This window comes from Pantoea sp. GD03673 (genome assembly GCF_029844725.1).
GTDB lineage: Bacteria > Pseudomonadota > Gammaproteobacteria > Enterobacterales > Enterobacteriaceae > Pantoea.
Genome location: NZ_JAOCKJ010000005.1, coordinates 82015 through 99381, shown reverse-complemented (window position 1 = coordinate 99381; position 17367 = coordinate 82015). Strand labels below are relative to the sequence as shown.

The 17367-nt window shown below is 53.8% G+C and carries 7 protein-coding genes; all 7 read right to left on the bottom strand.

Annotated features, from left to right (window positions below; genetic code table 11):
* Positions 1–22 precede the first annotated feature (22 nt).
* Positions 23–2224: a type I secretion system permease/ATPase gene (locus tag N5J69_RS10815; RefSeq protein ID WP_279770242.1), complete on the bottom strand. Its 2202-nt coding sequence runs from the start codon at positions 2222–2224 to the stop codon at positions 23–25.
* 288 nt (positions 2225–2512) lie between these two features.
* Entirely contained in the window at positions 2513–3439 is a 927-nt protein-coding gene (locus tag N5J69_RS10810) for an OmpA family protein (protein ID WP_279770240.1), read from the bottom strand.
* Positions 3440–3560: 121 nt separating this feature from the next.
* On the bottom strand, positions 3561–11237 hold the full coding sequence (locus N5J69_RS10805) for an Ig-like domain-containing protein (protein ID WP_279770238.1): 7677 nt from the start codon (positions 11235–11237) through the stop codon (positions 3561–3563).
* Between the two features lie 326 nt (positions 11238–11563).
* Positions 11564–12187, bottom strand: a complete 624-nt coding sequence (locus tag N5J69_RS10800) for a response regulator transcription factor (RefSeq protein WP_279770236.1) — start codon at positions 12185–12187, stop codon at positions 11564–11566.
* A 1225-nt stretch (positions 12188–13412) separates the two neighbouring features.
* Complete coding sequence (locus tag N5J69_RS10795; protein ID WP_279770234.1) at positions 13413–14723, bottom strand: cytochrome c; 1311 nt, start codon at positions 14721–14723, stop codon at positions 13413–13415.
* Between the two features lie 10 nt (positions 14724–14733).
* Complete coding sequence (locus N5J69_RS10790) at positions 14734–16518, bottom strand: GMC family oxidoreductase (protein ID WP_279770231.1); 1785 nt, start codon at positions 16516–16518, stop codon at positions 14734–14736.
* 2 nt (positions 16519–16520) lie between these two features.
* Complete coding sequence (locus N5J69_RS10785; RefSeq protein WP_279770229.1) at positions 16521–17255, bottom strand: gluconate 2-dehydrogenase subunit 3 family protein; 735 nt, start codon at positions 17253–17255, stop codon at positions 16521–16523.
* Positions 17256–17367: the final 112 nt, after the last annotated feature.

Here is a 17367-nt window from a genome sequence, read left to right as displayed (position 1 = left end):
TTGTTGATTTGTTAAACATTCCTTACTCTCCCGCCGGATGTTGCGCAGCACTCAACTTAGCGATGATGGCTTCTTTGTCGCCGTCATGGGTAACTCTGCCGTCTTCCATAACCAGAAGCCGATCGACCATGCTGAGCAATGAGAGCCGATGGGTGACAATAATCAGCGTCTGAGTTGTTACCGCACTACTGAGCTGCTGAATAAACCGGGCTTCCGTCAGGGCATCCATTGAGCTGGTGGGTTCATCCATTAACAGGATTTTTGGCTCAAGCAGCAGACAGCGTGCCAGCGCAACCAGCTGCCGCTGACCACCGGAGAGCAATTGCCCCATTTCTCCCACTGGCATGTCGAAGCCCATTGGGTGACGAGCCGCAATCTGATCCAGACCGGTCATTTTCGCGACATGTAAAAAGTGAAGGGTGCTGGCTGAGGGGTCACCGATCATCACGTTTTCGCGCAGTGATCCGTGGAAAAGACGGCACTCCTGTCCGACATAGCCAACCGTCGTGTGCCAGTCAGCGGGATCGATCTGACCCGCGTCGACACCATCGATTGAGAGTTGTCCGCTTTTCGGCCAGTAGAGTCGGGCAAGGAGCTTAAGCAGTGTTGACTTCCCGCTCCCGATATTGCCGATAATCGCCACCCGACTGCCGGGTTTTACGTCAAACGACACACGATTGATGGCATTCAGCGACTTATCCGTTCCCGGGATCGGATAGTCAAAAATTATATCCCTGAGATGAAGGTTGCCCTGAAATTGGGGCGCTGGCAGATAATTGTTGTTACTGTCCCGGTCAACCGGCAGGCGAACCAGATTGTTCAGCGATGTTAAGGCCGTTTTTGCCTGCTGATAGCGAAGCGCGAGTCCAACCATAGCACTGAGCGGTGACAGCATCCGGCCTGAGAGGATAACCACACCAATCATCGCGCCCATGCTCAACTCACCGCTGTGGATCATGTAAACACCACAGACAACGGTAATAACCGTCGTAAGCTGCTGTATCGCTGTCGTGAAGTTCAGCGTCATACTGGACAAATAACGCGTTTTCATCGAAGTATGGGCCGATAACGCGCTGTATTCTTCCCAGCGCTTTTGCATTGCGCCTTCACCATGCGCTGCTTTCAGTGCTTCAATGCCTGAAATGGTCTCAACCAACATGCCATGCTTCAGGGATGACTCACGCATGTTTTCCTGCATACAGCGCCGCAACGGCAGCTGAATGATCAGACTGATAATTAAAATGACTGGTACCGCCATCAGTGGAACCCAGGCAAGAGCTCCCCCAATCATCCAGATGATGACCAGAAACAGCAGGCAAAATGGCAAATCTGACAGGGTCGCAAGGGTAGCTGATGTCATGAAATCACGGATTGATTCAAACTCACGCATCTGGTTAGCAAAAGAGCCTGCCGAAGCAGGTTTATGTTCCAGTCGTACCGACATCATCTGACGAAACAGCTTTGTACCAATAATCAGATCGGCTTTTTTTCCCGCCACATCAATTAACCAGGCGCGCAGCTGCCGTGAAACGAATTCAAATATAATGGCAATAGTCACGCCAATCGCCATCGACCAAAGCGTTACGTAGGCCTGGTTTGGTACGACCCGATCATAGACATTCATAACAAAAAAGGTTGAGGCCAGTGTCAGGACGTTAGCCAGCAGTGCGGCTAATGCCGCGCTGTAAAAATAGTGGCGATAGCGCCATAACGTACTGAACAGCCAGTGCCCGCCACTGTTTACCTGAGGCAGAATATCGTTTTCACCCTGGGTGTTAAGCGCGGGTCGTTTGCTGGCCAGCAACGCATAGCCGTTATAAGCGTTTTTAAGCGATTCAGCGCTTACCTGATGTGTCAGGCCGGTTTCGGGAATGACCACATCATATTCCACTTTTCCTTTGCTACGCCTGCAACCTGTAATAACGACAACGTCCCCCTCTTTCTGTGCAGCGATCAGAGGGAATAAATAGTCGTTTATTGTATTAAGATCGCGCTTAACCCATCCGGCATTAATGCCTGTCTGATCCAGCATCTTTACCGCAAGCTCTGCTGTCAGCATTTTTCCACGCGGTAAGCCTGAAAAAAGAACTGCTGTACTGGCCGCTTTGCCATAATATTTCGACAGCCATTTCACTGCACATAATAGCGTATCTTTTTCTTCACTTTCGTAATAGTGATTGTCATTTGACACCGCAGTAACGGCCGAAAGGTTATTATCTTTCATTGCATTCTCATTAAGAACAACGAAGCCTTATCAGGCTATCCCTGACACATAGATAAAAATAAACAGTCAGCATGCCAACCATTTAAAATACACCAGTAGTTAATTAATTGTGAAACCCGACACTCAGGCAGGAAGCTATATTAATCGAAACAGCGCCATGAACAAAAGACATATGGCCGCACGCGAATGAAAAGTAATTCATTATTATGGGCCATGTCATTAAAATATGACTAAGATCAACCTCTATGCCCGTCAGGCATAGAGGTTTAGTCTTATTTGATAATACTTTTACTGACCATCAATCATAATTTCTGCACGGCGGCTCACCTTATTACACCCATCGGACTGATGACTGGCTTTAGCAGTACAGCCATTTGCTGAGTGCGCTACGCCTCCGCCCTCAGCGATGATCAGATGGCTGCCAATGCCAGCGCGAACTAACACCTGACGCACTGTATCTGCGCGAGCCTGTGAAAGGCGCATATTTTTATCGATGTCACCAATGCCGTCCGTGAACCCTGTAATTTTTACTGCATTGATATCATCAGGGTTTTTTATCGTTTTCAGAATCCTGCTAAGGCGATTGCGCGATTCTGGCAACAGATCATGATAGTCACTGCCACCAAAATTAAATAGCAGTGAATCCTGAACCAGCATCGTATTCACTGTTGACCCACCAATATACTGGCACGCCTTAACAGCGGAAGCACGATTGATTAATTTGACCTGACGCTGCAGTGAAGCCAAATCACGCTCGGCGTCCTGCCGCGTTACGGCAATGTTTGTTACAGTGCTGCTGGCTGAATTCATTTTAACAAAATACGTCAATCCGCCTTTAAACTTAGCGTTAAAAAAAGAATGCAGTTTATTCTTGTAGTCAGGTTCATCCGTTATCGCGGTAGAAAAAGCATGCTCACCTGTAGCAACACACATCACTGTAAACTGGCCTGGCAATAAGGCTGTGTGAAACTGTTTATCGACATACACATACAGCGGACCTGCGTTTATCTCTTTTGGGTAGTAATAAACCATCTGGGCCTGTTCAGGGATCACCTGCGGCAAAGAGTGATACTGAACATTTACTTTCTGACGTTTAGTCTCTGAATTTACCGTGGTACTTTCCGCTTGCGCCTGAAGACCCGATGCCATCAGTGAAAACAATGCCAGGGTAACAACCCGCAAAGCACACGAGAAATTTAATTTTTTCACTTTCATTTATGAACTCCGCTCCCTCTGGATATTTAAACAGAGGGATCTGAAAACAATATGGAAAATTGCAATAAACAGGAATGATGTGAAATTAGCTCGCCGTCCAGGACGGCGAGCTAATTAATCCTTACACCATTATCTGATTGTTCTGCAATAAAGTTACAAGGTCGGTCTGGGTATCAGCCAATGTAATAATATTGGTGAATCCATACGCACCACCGGTACCGTCACGGTCAATACTGATGACTGTATTATGGCCTGAGGTTTCCACCTTCAGATAGTTCAGGATATCCCTGGAACTATTATCCAGCTGCAGCACGCCATTATCCCTGAAGAACGAGATACTGCCGGTGTAATCCAGAAGATCGCTCAGGTCGATAAGGTCCGCATTGCTATCGGTAGCCAGATTGCCAACATGGAAATCATGTACGGTATCGTGACCATTACCTCCCGTGCCATCGGACTTATAACCGGTCAGGACTTTATACATCAGCACGTCATTGCCGCCGTTAGTCAGCCAGAAGACATCATTACCACCACGCCCTTCAAACTGGTTGTTTGCAGCGTTGTCAGTAAAGGTGTCACCCTCGCTGGTACCAATCAGCCCTTCGATACTCACCAGCGTATCGAAGCCATGTCCTACTGCTACGCCTGTCTTCAGGTTGGCAGTAATCGCACCAGGAGCATGACTGTAGTCCACAATATCCAGACCCGCAGTTTCACTCCAGACCTGAGTACCTGTGACAGTAAGGTTCCAGCCACCACCACCCGTGTAGGTATCGTTACCCGCTGTACTGAAGAAGGTATCGTTATAACCCGTACCAATAATACCGTTGCCGGTAGTGCTGTTTACGTCGCTGATTTTCTCTGCCGTCAGTACATAAGCATCATGCGATTTACCCGTTGTCAGATTGCCCCAGTTCTCGTTCACCGTACCGTTGATGTAGCCGCCAATGCTGGCAGTTGCCCCAACGTGGTTGGCTGCGCCGTTTGTTACCCGAAGCAGCTGAACGGAGTATGTTTCATTGACATCCAGTCCAAAGAAACTCACCAGTCCCATGCTGTTACTTGAACCAGACGCCTGCGGGTTAATCAGCTGCGTGGCAACCAGCTCACCTGCGGAGTTATAGAGCTTCACCGTGTTGCTGTAGAAGGTATTGATACCTTCACCATCAACGATACGAATCTTCAGGCTGGTACCATCTGCCGCCACGTTGGTATTTTTCACCAGCAGTGTCGGAGCGGAATTGTCTGAAGATACCACCGCAGCATCAGCCCCTGAACGGTAAACTACCAGGTCCATCGAACCGTCCCAGTCGTAGTCCAGCGCCACGGCACCCGTCAGGTTTGAGTAGTCACTATCCGTTAACGTAATACCCGCTGTACGCCAGTTGTTGGTCCCCGTATTCAGGTAAAGCGTTGGTGATCCGGATGTACCCGAACGTGGAATCTCGATGATGTCCATCTTACCATCGTGGTTCCAGTCAACTGCCAGCGATGTTCCCCCCAGTAATGAGTCACCAAACCACAATGCATTTGCATCGCTTGCCAGCAGGTTTCCTTTACCGTCGTTCAGATAAATACGGTTCTCATTGCTGTTCACTCCGGCTTTGGAACCACCGCTCAGGAACAGATCCAGCCAGCCGTCGCCGTTGAAGTCCGCATAGGTCATCGACATGGAATAGTTACCATAGTCGTTTGCACCATCATTGCGGAATACGTTGGCGTAATAACCGACTGAGCTAAAGCTGGTCGTGCCGTTACCGTTGGCGGTGTTGTACAGAATACCCAGACCACGTGAGGCGTTACCGACATAGCTTGATGCGCCGTTGTAGTCGATGTGCGCGGTGATATCGACAGTACCGTTGTTGTCGATATCGACTGCGCCCACTTCATGCAGAATGCTCAGAGCTGATGGTATAGCGCCGCCCGGATGACCATTTGAAAAGCCCTTATTGGACTCATAAGTGAGCGAGCCATTTACGTTTTTAATAAACGAAATGGAATCTGACTCGGAGTCTGCCAGGACGAAGTCAAGATAGCCATCACCTTCACGGTCATACGCAATGACCCCACCTAAGTGGTTCAGCGATCCCTGGTTCAGGGCATGCGCCTGATAAGTACCATCCGCATTTTGCATCCAGTAAGCCGTGTGGTTGGCGTTACCGTAAGAACTCACCTGCGACATGATGTCGGTGTAACCGTCACGGTTAATATCGGCAAAGGTCATTGAGTTAATGTAGCGGCTATAGCTCGTGTCATTAACGTTGTACTCTGCGCCATTAGCCTTTGACGGCTGATCAAGATATGTCGAGGTGTAATCCTGCTGATTCACTTCGTTATAGACGCGCAGGGCATTTGCCGTTGTCGTGCCAGTTGTACCGCGTACGCTTTGAGCAAATGACCAGCCACCATACTGGTTGATGGTCACTGCCGCTGCATTCAGGCCGCGATTGTCTGCATCGGTCGTTCCGCCCCAGTTTTGCTCAATCACCGTCACACCCGAACCATCGGTAACACCAGTACTGGTACTGACGCTCATTGCAGAACGGTTGCCGGCCAAATCCCAGACTACAAAGGCCAGGTTATGTGCACCCGTAGGCAATGACACTGACATTGACCAGGTACCATCACTGTTAGCGGTTGCGAACCCTAAGACCTTATCAAGGCCTTCCTGATAAGTACCATTCTGATTCACATCGCTCACCAGTGAAACGATAGCGCCAGCTTCAACCCTGCCATAGGTCGTACTGCTAAATAGCAAGACATCGTTGCTGCTAATCGCTGCATCTACTTTAGGCGCTCTCGTAAGAGCATCTGGTGAATCAAGGTCGATAACCACCTGGTATTTATCTTTGAAAGCAGTATCAGCAGCAATCACACCAACAGAGTTAATCACCCGCAGATGATAATCATAGGTAGTACTTGCCGTGGCTGCAGCCAGGGTATAGTTCCAGTCTGTGCCGCTGTCAGAGAGCAGTGATGCCCACGTCTTACCATTATCAAAGGTAATCTGCAGAATTTCCGTGCTCTTCAGTGCCTGGCTCAATTTACCGCTAATGGTGACTGTAGAGTCACGCGTGATCATGTCACTGTTAGTCGCATCAGTACTGTGGCTGAACAGGTCACCCACTACCAGCCCACTCGAGGTGTCTGTAGAGATAGCGGCTGTCGTCGTCATTCCTGTCACATTCGGACCCGAGGTATCCAGTGTCATATCGAACGCTGTACTCTGCTTACTGTGCTGCCCCACGCTGTTAACCGCATCAACGGTAAACGCATGAGCACCATCAGGCAGTGCAGGCGATACGGTATACGTCCAGGTACCCTGAGCGCTGGCAGTAACACTCGCGATTAACGTGCCATTGTCATACAGACGCACAGTACTGTTGGCCGTAGCTGTACCCGCAAGTGTTGGCGTCGTGTCATCGGTAGTTGCACCCGTTGTCAACGCGCCCACATAGACACCGGCATCGTCCATCACGGTATCAATGGTTGGCGTCGGTAACGTTGCAGACACGACCGTGACCGTGTAGGCCGGGGTCGGGCTGGTGCTGTTGCCCGCCGGATCGCTCTCCACCGCCGTGAGGCCGTGGGTGCCCAATGCCAGGGCGTTCGCATCGTCCACCGCCAGGCGCCAGGTGCCGTCCGCGCCCACCGTGGCGCTGCCCAGCACGGTCTGCGTGCCGTTCAGCGTGTCGTACACGGTGATCGTGTTGCCCGCCGTGCCGGTGCCGCTGATGACCGGCGTGGTGTCGTCGCTGCTACTGCCGCTTACCACGTTGCCGGTGACCTCGCCCGCATCATCCTCATAGCCGGTGATCGCCAGGTTTGCGGCGTCCGGCGGGGTGAAGTCCAGCGTCAGCTCAAAGCCCGCCGAGGCCGGGCCGGTGTTGCCCGCCGCGTCCGTGGCCGTGGCCGTGAAGCTGTGCGCCCCTTCCCCCAGGGTCGAGGTCGGCGTGAAGCTCCAGGCACCGTCCGCGCCCGCCGTCACGCTGCCCAGCACCGTGCCGCCGTCATAGATCGTCACCGTGCTGCCCGCCTCCGCCGTGCCCGTGAGCGTCGGCGTCGGATCGTCGCTCACCGCCCCGTTCGCCAGCGCCCCCTGCACGCTGCCCACGTCGTCCGTGGCCCCGCCGATCACCGGCCGCGCCGGCGCCGTCAGGTCGACGGTGAAGCTGAACGTCACCGCGTCGCTCACCACGCCCGCCGCGTCCGTCGACACCGCGCGCAGCGTGTGCGGCCCCTCCGCCAGCGCCGCGCCCGGCGCCAGGCTCCAGATCCCGTTGCCCCGCACCGTGGCCGTGCCCACCAGGACGTCCCCGTCGTACAGGCTCACCACGCTGCCCGCCTTGCCCGTGCCGTTCACCACCGGCGCCGCGTCGTCCGTCACCCCGCCCGCCGCGATGTTGCCGGTCACGCTGCCCGCGCTGTCCGTCACGCTGGTGATCTGGATCAGGTTGCCGCTGGTGTCCACCGTCACCGTCAGGCCCGGCGTCGCCGCCCCGGTGTTGCCCGCCGCGTCGGTCACGCTCACCGCCAGCGTGTGGTCGCCGTCCGCCAGCGCCGCCGCCGGGGTCCAGCTCCACGCACCGTCCTTACCGGCCGTGACCGAGCCGATCACCTGGCCGTTGTCGATGATGTTCACCGTGCCGCCCGCCTCCGCGGTGCCGCTCAGGGTCGGGGTGCTGTCGTCGGTGGTGTCACCGTCCGCCAGCGCCCCGGTCAGGGCCCCCGCGTCGTCGGTCACCACCAGGTCGCTCACCGCCGCCGGGGCCGCGGTGTCCACCGTCAGCGCCCACTCGCCGCTCTGCGGGCTGACCTGGCCCACGCCGTTCACCACGTCCGCCGTGAACGCGTGGCTGCCGTCCGCCACGCCCCGCGACGGCGTGAAGCTCCAGGTGCCGTCCGCGCCCGACGTGGTGCTGCCGATCAGCGTGCCGTTGTCGTAGATGCGCACCGTCACGCTGTTGCCCGCCGTGCCGTTCAGGGTCGGCGTGCTGTCGTTGGTCACCGCGCCCTTCTGCAGGGGCTCGGTCACCCCCACGTCGTCGATCACCGTGTTGATGCTCGGCGCCGCCGGCGCGCCGGTGACCACCGTCACCGTGTAGGCCGGGGTCGGGCTGGTGCTGTTGCCCGCCGGATCGCTCTCCACCGCCGTAAGGCCGTGGGTGCCCGCCGCCAGGGCGTGCGCGCCGTCCACCGCCAGCTGCCAGGTGCCGTCCGCGCCCACCGTGGCGCTGCCCAGCACGATCTGCGTGCCGTTCAGCGTGTCGTACACGGTGATCGTGTCGCCCGCCGTGCCGGTGCCGCTGATGACCGGCGTGGTGTCGTCGCTGCTGCCGCCGCTTATCACGTTGCCGGTCACCTCACCGACGTCGTCCGCGTAGCCGGTAATGGCCAGCTTCGTCACGTCAGGCGGGGTGGTATCGGTGGTGAAACCAAGGGTGTCTGAAGGAACACTGGTGTTCCCGGCTTTATCCGTTTCGGTGGTATGGATGCTGTGATTACCCTCTGCCATTGGGGTGGCTGGTTTCCAGCTCCAGTTGCCGTCTGCATCTATAGTGGCAGAACCGATGGCCTGATCGTTGTCGTAGATGACAACAGTGTTACCTGCTTCGCCCTTGCCGGAGAAACCCGGCTGACCATCATCCGTCAGACCACCATTCAGGATTGGCCCCGTCACGTCGCCCACATTGTCAGTGGCAACAGGTGCAGCGGCTTTTTCGGGTGCAACCGTATCGATGGTGATGACTTCAGCCGTAGTCGGGGCGCTGGTGTTACCCGCAGCATCGGTTTCAGTGGTATTGATGCTGTGCGAACCGTCCGCCATTGGCACATCCGGCGTGTAGCTCCAGCTGCCGTCTGCGTCCACAACAACAGAGCCAATTGGCTTATCATTGTCGTAAATCACCACGGTGTTGCCCGCTTCGCCCGTACCGGAAATTTCCGGCTGAGCGTCCCTGGTTGTATCACCGCTGTTAACAACGTTTCCTGCATCGTCTTTGATAGTCGGCACCACCGCATTCGGCTCCACGGTATCGACCGTAATGACTTCGGCCGGGCTCGGTGCGCTACTGTTACCCGCAGCATCGGTTTCAACGGTGTTGATGCTGTGTGAACCATCCGCCATCGGCGCATCCGGCGTATAGCTCCAGCTGCCGTCTGCGTCCACAACAACCGAGCCGATCGGCTTGTCATTGTCGTAGATCACTACGGTGTTGCCCGCTTCACCTTTACCGGAAATTTCCGGCTGTGCGTCGTTAGTTGCCCCACCGTTGTCGATGACATTGCCTGCATCGTCTTTAATGGTCGGCGTACCACCCTGGTCAGGTGCAGTGGTATCCACCGTGATCGTGACCGCATCAGTCGGGGCACTGGTATTGCCCGCCACGTCGGTTTCAGTGGTGTGAATACTGTGCTCACCCTCGGCCAGCGGCGCGTCCGGTGTCCAGCTCCAGCTACCGTCTGCATCTACAACGACGGAGCCAATTGGCTGGTCGTTGTCGTAGATAATCACGGTGCTGCCCGCTTCACCTTTACCGGAAAGCTCCGGCTGGGCATCATCGGTTGAATCACCGCTGTTAAGCGGGCCCGTGATGTCGCCGACGTTATCGGTGATGGTCGGCGTAGCCGCTTTTTCAGGTGCAACGGTGTCAATGGTGATGTCATTGGCCTCCGTCGGTGCGCTGCTGTTACCTGCCGGATCGGTCTCAATGGTATTAATGCTGTGCGAGCCCTCTTCCATCGGTTCGTCTGGCGTGAAGCTCCAGCTGCCGTCCGGACTCACAACAACAGAGCCGATCGGCTGGTCATTGTCATAGATAACAACGGTGTTACCCGCTTCACCCTTGCCGGAAATATTCGGCTGCACTTCGTTGGTCGCCCCGCCATTAACGATGACGTTGCCCGCACTGTCCGTGATGGTCGGAACCGTCGACTGATCGGGTGGCACGGTATCAACGATAATGGTAATCGCGTCTGAGGCATCGCTGACATTACCCGCAGGATCTGTTTCTGTGGTGTGCAGTGCATGGGAACCATCGGCCATCGGCGCGGCTGGCGTCCAGCTCCATTTGCCGTCTGCATCAATGGTTGCAGAGCCAATGGCAGTGCCATTGTCGTAAAGGGTGACAATATTGCCTGCTGTTCCCTGACCTGAAATCTGAGGCATAGATTCATCTGTAATCGCGCCGTCTGTCAGCGCACCTCTGACGGGCCCGGTGTTATCGGTAATCTGTCCGATACCCTGGCTATGCGGCGGCGTCACCGCTGGAGAGGAGGAGTCATCGTCTTTATTGTTATGATGTATTATCGCTGCGCCTGTACCAATAGCGCCGGCTCCTGCCAGTAAACCGAATAGAGGATATAATGTGTTGCTGTCTTCCTGTGCCGCCACATAAGGTGCCCCTGGGCCGTAGGTATCGCCACCCAGTGCAACAGGGGACAACTGTCCGTCTGCCATCAGATAACCCGTCTCATAGCCTTCGCCTGAGACAGGAATGTAGGGATAAAGCATGCCATCTTCAGCCATTCCCAATAAAAGGGGTGGATGACCATCATTGGCATAGTAATCTTCGAGTATGATAACAGGCTCAGACTCGCCTTCCTGAATAACGAATAAATCATCTCCCACGCGTTTAAGTATTACGTTTTCAGGGGCGAAATCATTTGTTTCATTCTTGAGAAGATACTGACTTCCTGGTTTAACAACCACTTTCGCCGGATGAGAACCCTTTGCGGTGACGTTCTGGTTTTTCCCATCAGCATGATGCGTTATGAGAACGATGCTTTTCTCACTCATAAAAACTTATTCCTTATTAATCGAGAATTCTTATCAATATTCCAATTATTTCGTTACCCGGGAGCAGTTCATTCTGTTGCAGAGTGGTTGTTTCATTAACTTGCCTGAACAAAGATTCAGAACAAAAAGGCACGGTAACCGGCCTGAAAAAAATCAATAAAAAATTTCTACCTGATAAAGCAGGTACTGTCCTGCCCTGTCAAAACATCACTTCACTGAGCCCGACAGAAAACTATTTTCTTTTATCCGGGTCCAGAAAAAGTGGTATCTTTTGAGAAGGCATTAATTATAAGAGCTAATAAATTTTAACATTATGGCAATGACTGTTAACCTCCATCGGAACAGACGCTACCGTTATAAGGCAACGCTTTTAGCTGCCAGCCTTTTATGCCGAGTTTTCGCAGGATATTAGACTTATGCGCACTGATTGTCTTTTCACTGCGTGAGAGTTTTAATGATATTGCTTTGTTGCTTTCGCCTGACTGATACAGCTTTAATATTTCACGTTCGCGCCGCGTTAACCCCGCTTTTTCATACATCTCTTCATAGACTTCTTTATCAGACTCAAAGACGTCCCAGGAAGAGCAATAGCCGCCATCAGCAACAATTGTTATTGCTGAGACAAAGAAATCCACGTTGCTGACCTGATTGATCATGCCGCGAAAACCGGGTAACTCGATACGCAGACGATTGAATAGTGCGTTGTTAGCAGATAATCCCAGGATCGGCGTATCGACCTCTGAAAGCGGACGCAGGGATTCGGACAAGGCAAGATGTTGTTCAATGCTTTCACAATCAATCAGGATGATGTCATAACACTTTTTGAGTAATGCCTGCCGGACTTCATTCATTGGAAAAAGCAAAACCTCATCATCAGGAAACCGAATATTTAAAACGTGAAAAACACCCTGACACTTAATGCTTTCGTTAGCTAAATACAATATATTCATGAGTGATCCGATAATTCATAACAAACCAACCATCAGCATTCCCAGATGACAACGACAGGTTAGTATTATCCTTTGATTACTTTACCAGTCAGGAGCATTCTCATTAACTCAGTGTTTCATTAACTAGCGGTGACATACCCCGACCCCGATGTAAAAATGATTAAAACGACCCATCTCTGAATGCTGCCTCAGCAGTGATTACAGTGATTCAAAGCCCATCAATAAGCGGGCAAGATTCACTACTGTTTTTATATGGATATTTTCAGGCTAAGAAGACCATTTTCACGATAAATTGTCAACATAGTGAAAAATTACAAATATGCAAAGGACATCCCAAAAAAAGAATTAATAGCCTCACCATAAGCGTTTAGTTATTAACAGCATTAATCCTGATATATTTATTTTAAAAATTAAGCAAACCTCTAAATAAAGCAATTAACATCGTTTTGAATTCACATGTTTTATTATTGTTAATCCTCTGAGGCGTGTTGACCCCCTACCTGCCACGGCTTTCTCCCTGCCCGTCAGCGTTTAATGTTTCGGACGAGGGTTTTATGGCGTTTGATGTGAAATTATCGCAGCGTTATCCCCTTTTACTTTCAGCAATACTGCCACACACCATTATTCAATGTTGAAGGTAGTTGCGGGAGAAATGGTTCAGCAGAATTTATTTTTAGTGGCAGGCAGCAGCAAAGAGGGAGATGTTAATTTTGACAAAAAAGGGCTAAAAGCAGAGCGGCTTCACATTCTCAGCTCAACGGACAGTGAGTCGTTTTTATCAGACAGAAACTTACAGAGTGATTATTTTTGCCGGAGCAGATGACTATAATGAGCCGGGTCTGCATAAGACGACCATGTCCCCGGCCAGAATCGCCTGAGCCGTAACACCATTACCGTCTGCATGCATTTATCCTGTCAAAAATCGTCCCGTTTTTCATGGTGTGTTCAGCATATGAATGCGTCTGCATAGCTCACCACTGCTTAAATCTGTCTGATTATTACTTATATTCGCCCGAAGAGACGATGGATACCCTCTGTCCTGATAAACGACGGGGGTGACATTAACTGACGCAGTCGGTGCTTTTGATGGTCTGCGGCTTACCGATAGCCGGGTCAGAGGTCTGGCCGATGTCCAGTTTTCATGCCTGCCAGACCGTACACTTCTCAGCCCCCTGACAAAGAAAAGGCCGTCATCCTGATGATGACGGCCACCTGTACTCAGGGGTTATTTGCCTTCCAGTACCCGAATATCTGCACTGCCCAGCCGATCTTTTTCATCTTTACGCAGCGCAGCGACCTGTTTCGCGCTGACTGGCTCCGACGCTTTGTTGCCCCAGCTGTTACGCACGAAGTTCACTACGTCTGCCACCTGCTGATCGTTGAGACGCCAGCCAAATGCCGGCATGGTAATGGTCGACGGCGCGCCATTGACGCCTGGCAACTGTCCGCCCACCAGCACGATATGGATCAGCGAGGTCGGGTCGTCTGCCATAACAACCGGATTACCGCGCAGCGCCGGGTAGAAACGTTTATAGCCGCTGCCATCGGTTTTATGGCACGCCGCACAGCTATCAACATAGGCCGCCGCACCGGTCTGGCTGTCATCACCACGCCACAGCGCTTTTGCGGTAGCATCATCCACGCTGAACGCCGCCTGATGAGGATCTTTCGCGCCCAGCGACTTCAGATAGCGCGCAATGGCGGTGATATCGGATTCGCTCAGGTGCTGCAGACTATGTTCCACCACGTCGGTCATGCCACCGAACGCGGCCGTCTGATCGTTACGACCATAGCGCAGGAACTGACGCAGATCCTCTTCGCTCCAGCGGCCTAAACCATCACGGTTATCGCCGCGAAGGTTACTGGCGGTCCAGCCATCAATCGGTGCGCTGCTGCCCGCCAGATAGTCACTGCCCTCTTCGTTGGTCAGCGCCTTCTCCTGCATGGTGATGCTGCGTGGCGTGTGACAGGCTCCGCAGTGGCCCAGTCCTTCAACCAGATAGCGACCACGCGCCAGCACCGGATCTTCCTGAGCAGCAGGCTGGAACGCTTTCACGTCGGGCGCAAAAATTCCGCGCCAGATCGCCAGCGGCCAGCGCATCGACAGTGGCCAGGGAATGTCACTTTCCCGGTTTGGCTGCTTAACCGGCGCAACGCCATGCATGAAGTAAGCGTAGAGCGCCTTCATGTCCTCATCACTGACGACCGCGTAGGAGGGAAATGGCATCGCCGGATAGAGCGTATCGCCATTTTTCGCCACGCCGTGACGCACCGCTTTCTGGAAGTCGTCGTAGCTGTATTCGCCAATACCGGTAGCGGGATCGGGCGTGATGTTGGTGGAATAGATGGTGCCAATCGGTGTCGCCATCGGCAGACCACCGGCGAATGCTGCGCCGCCTTTGCTGGTGTGGCAGGCCACGCAGTCACCGGCGCGCGCCAGATATTCACCCCGTTTAACCAGATCGTCCTGGCTGCTGTCCGCCAGTGCGGCGAACGTCAGGGAGCCAAGAATCAGAGCCAGAATGCCATTTTTCATCGCCATATCCTTATGCCTGCACCAGTGGGCCGGGGTTTTTCAGGTAGTGTTCGCGAATCGCTTTGGCTGACCAGTAGGTCAGCGCCGCCACCATGCCGGTCGGGTTGTAGCCCAGTCCCTGCGGGAAGGCGGATGCGCCCGGAACGAACACATTCGGCACATCCCAGCTTTGCAGATAACGGTTAACCGCGCTGGTTTTAGGATCGTCGCCCATGATCGCCCCGCCACTGATGTGGGTGGTCTGATAAACCGTAGAGTCGAAATGGGTGCCCGGCTTTTTCGCGCCGCCGATGATCATTTTGGGATTCATCGCTTCAGCGATATTGCGCATCTTACCGACCATAAATTGCGCCATTTTGATGTCGTTTTCCTGCCAGTCAAAGGTCATGCGCAGCAGCGGCTGTCCATAGGCATCTTTGTAGTTAGGATCGAGATCAAGGTAGTTGGCACGGTAAGACTGGTGTGCGCCGTGCGCATCCATCGACAGGTGATGGGTGTAAGTATCCGCCACCGCCGCTTTCCACTTGCTGCCCCAGTTAGGTGTGCCCGCGGGTACCGGCAGACCAGAGATCGGCTTGGTGCCTGCCTGGTTGACCCAGAAGGGCGAACCGCCGACAAAGCCCAGCGGCCCGTGGTCGAAGTTATCTGCGTTGAAATCATCAACCGCTACGCCCGCTCCACCCGCGCCGATAAACGGGTTAGTGGTGGTGTTTTTATCAAACAGCGCCTTAAGCGTTGAGAGGTTCTGATAGGCGAAGTTGCGGCCTACGGTGCCTTCATTGGTGATGGGGCTGTAGGGTTTACCGATACCCGACAGCAGCATCAGATGAACATTGTGGAACTGGAAGGCAGAAAGGATCACCAGGTCAGCAGGCTGCACCTGCTCGCGTCCCTGCCCGTCCACGTAGGTCACACCGGTCGCACGCGTTTTGTCATCGCTGAGGTTGACCCGCAGCACATATGAGTTGTTGCGCAGCTCAAACTTCGGCTCCTGGCGCAGTGCGGGGAGGATGTTAACGTTAGGCGACGCTTTGGAATACATGTAGCAGGCATAGCCGCTGCAGTAACCGCAGAAGTTGCACGGTCCCATCTGTGCGCCGTAGGTGTTGGTGTAAGGCCCCGAGGTATTGGCAGACGGCAGATCGTAGGGATGATAACCCACTGATTCGGCGGCCTGCGCAAACAGCTGTGCCGAGTAAGTGCGCTTCTGCGCGGGCAGCGGGAAGTTATCTGAGCGATCGGGCGCAAACGGGTTACCGCCTTTATCTTTGCCGACGACTTTGCCCCGGATGCTCCAGGCGCTGCCTGAGGTGCCAAAAACTTTTTCTGCTTTGTCGAAGAACGGCTCCAGCTCATCGTAGCTGACGCCGAAATCCTGAATCGTCATGCCTTCCGGGATGAAGTTTTTGCCGTAACGCTCTTCGTAATGGCTGCGCATCCGCAGTTCAACTGGATCGACCCGGAAATGGACGCCGGACCAGTGCAGACCCGCGCCGCCCGTACCCGTGCCAGGCAGAAACGCCGCCAGCTGGCGATAGGGAACGGCCGTCTGCGAGGCATCATGACGAATCGTTACGGTGCTTTTAGAGAGATCCTGGAACAGCTTTTTGCGGACGTTATAGGTCAGCTCATCAATGGACTGCGGATAGGAACCATCTGGATAGGTATCGCGATGCGGTCCGCGCTCCAGCGCCAGCACGTTCAGGCCCGCTTCGGTCAGCTCTTTCGCCATGATAGCGCCTGCCCAGCCGAAGCCGACAATCACCGCATCCACTTTTTTCATTTCGTTTGCCATGCTTAGCTTCTCTCCCCGCGAATCGACACTGACGGGAACGGATACCGTTCGCCGCGCTCTACCCAGTCCATAAAGTCGGCGCGTGCGCCAGGGAAGTTGATCAGCTTCCAGCCGACCATACCCTGATTTCCGCCGTGGATAGGATCGCTGAAGAAGCCTTCACGGGTGTTCTGAAGCAGGAAGCTGAAGAACACTTTTGCTGGCAGCTGGCTGAATTCAGCGCTGCCACTTTCCATCGCCTGCAATAAGGCATCCTGCTGCTCGCCGCTGAGCTGTGCAAACACCCTGCCGTGCTGCTGTTTGCTGTAGTGGTCGGCATCGGCCAGACCGAGACGGTAGATCTGCTGGGGTACCAGCGGCAGTTGATAGCCCAGCTCTTTCGGCAGATCGGGATTAAACGGCCCCTGCATATACCAGTTCGAGCCTGTGGCATATGGCGTGTTCATCTGGCGATCGATAAACTCCGGCACGCCTGCTTCAAGCGCGCCCGGCCCGCGTTCATCACTCGGGATCAGGCGTGCTACGGCGGCAGTGATAAAGGCAAACTCCTCGGCGGTAAACCAGGCTGGCTGATAGTCACGCGCCTGCTGTGGGCCAGCCGGGGTTTCCGCTGCCTGCGCAGCGAGCGGCAGGGAGAGCGCGCCCATGGCTGTGGAACCTACCGCCATTGCAGGCGCCAGGGTAATAGTCTTCAGCAGAAAATCCCTGCGTGAATGACCCTTTTTTTGTTCTGACATGACATTGCCTCATTCCCGCTATGGTGCACGGTATGAAAAAGTAGAGGGTTGCGTTGTAATGGTTTTTATAAGCAAATTCTGGGCGACAGAGTATTGTTACCGGTAACAAACC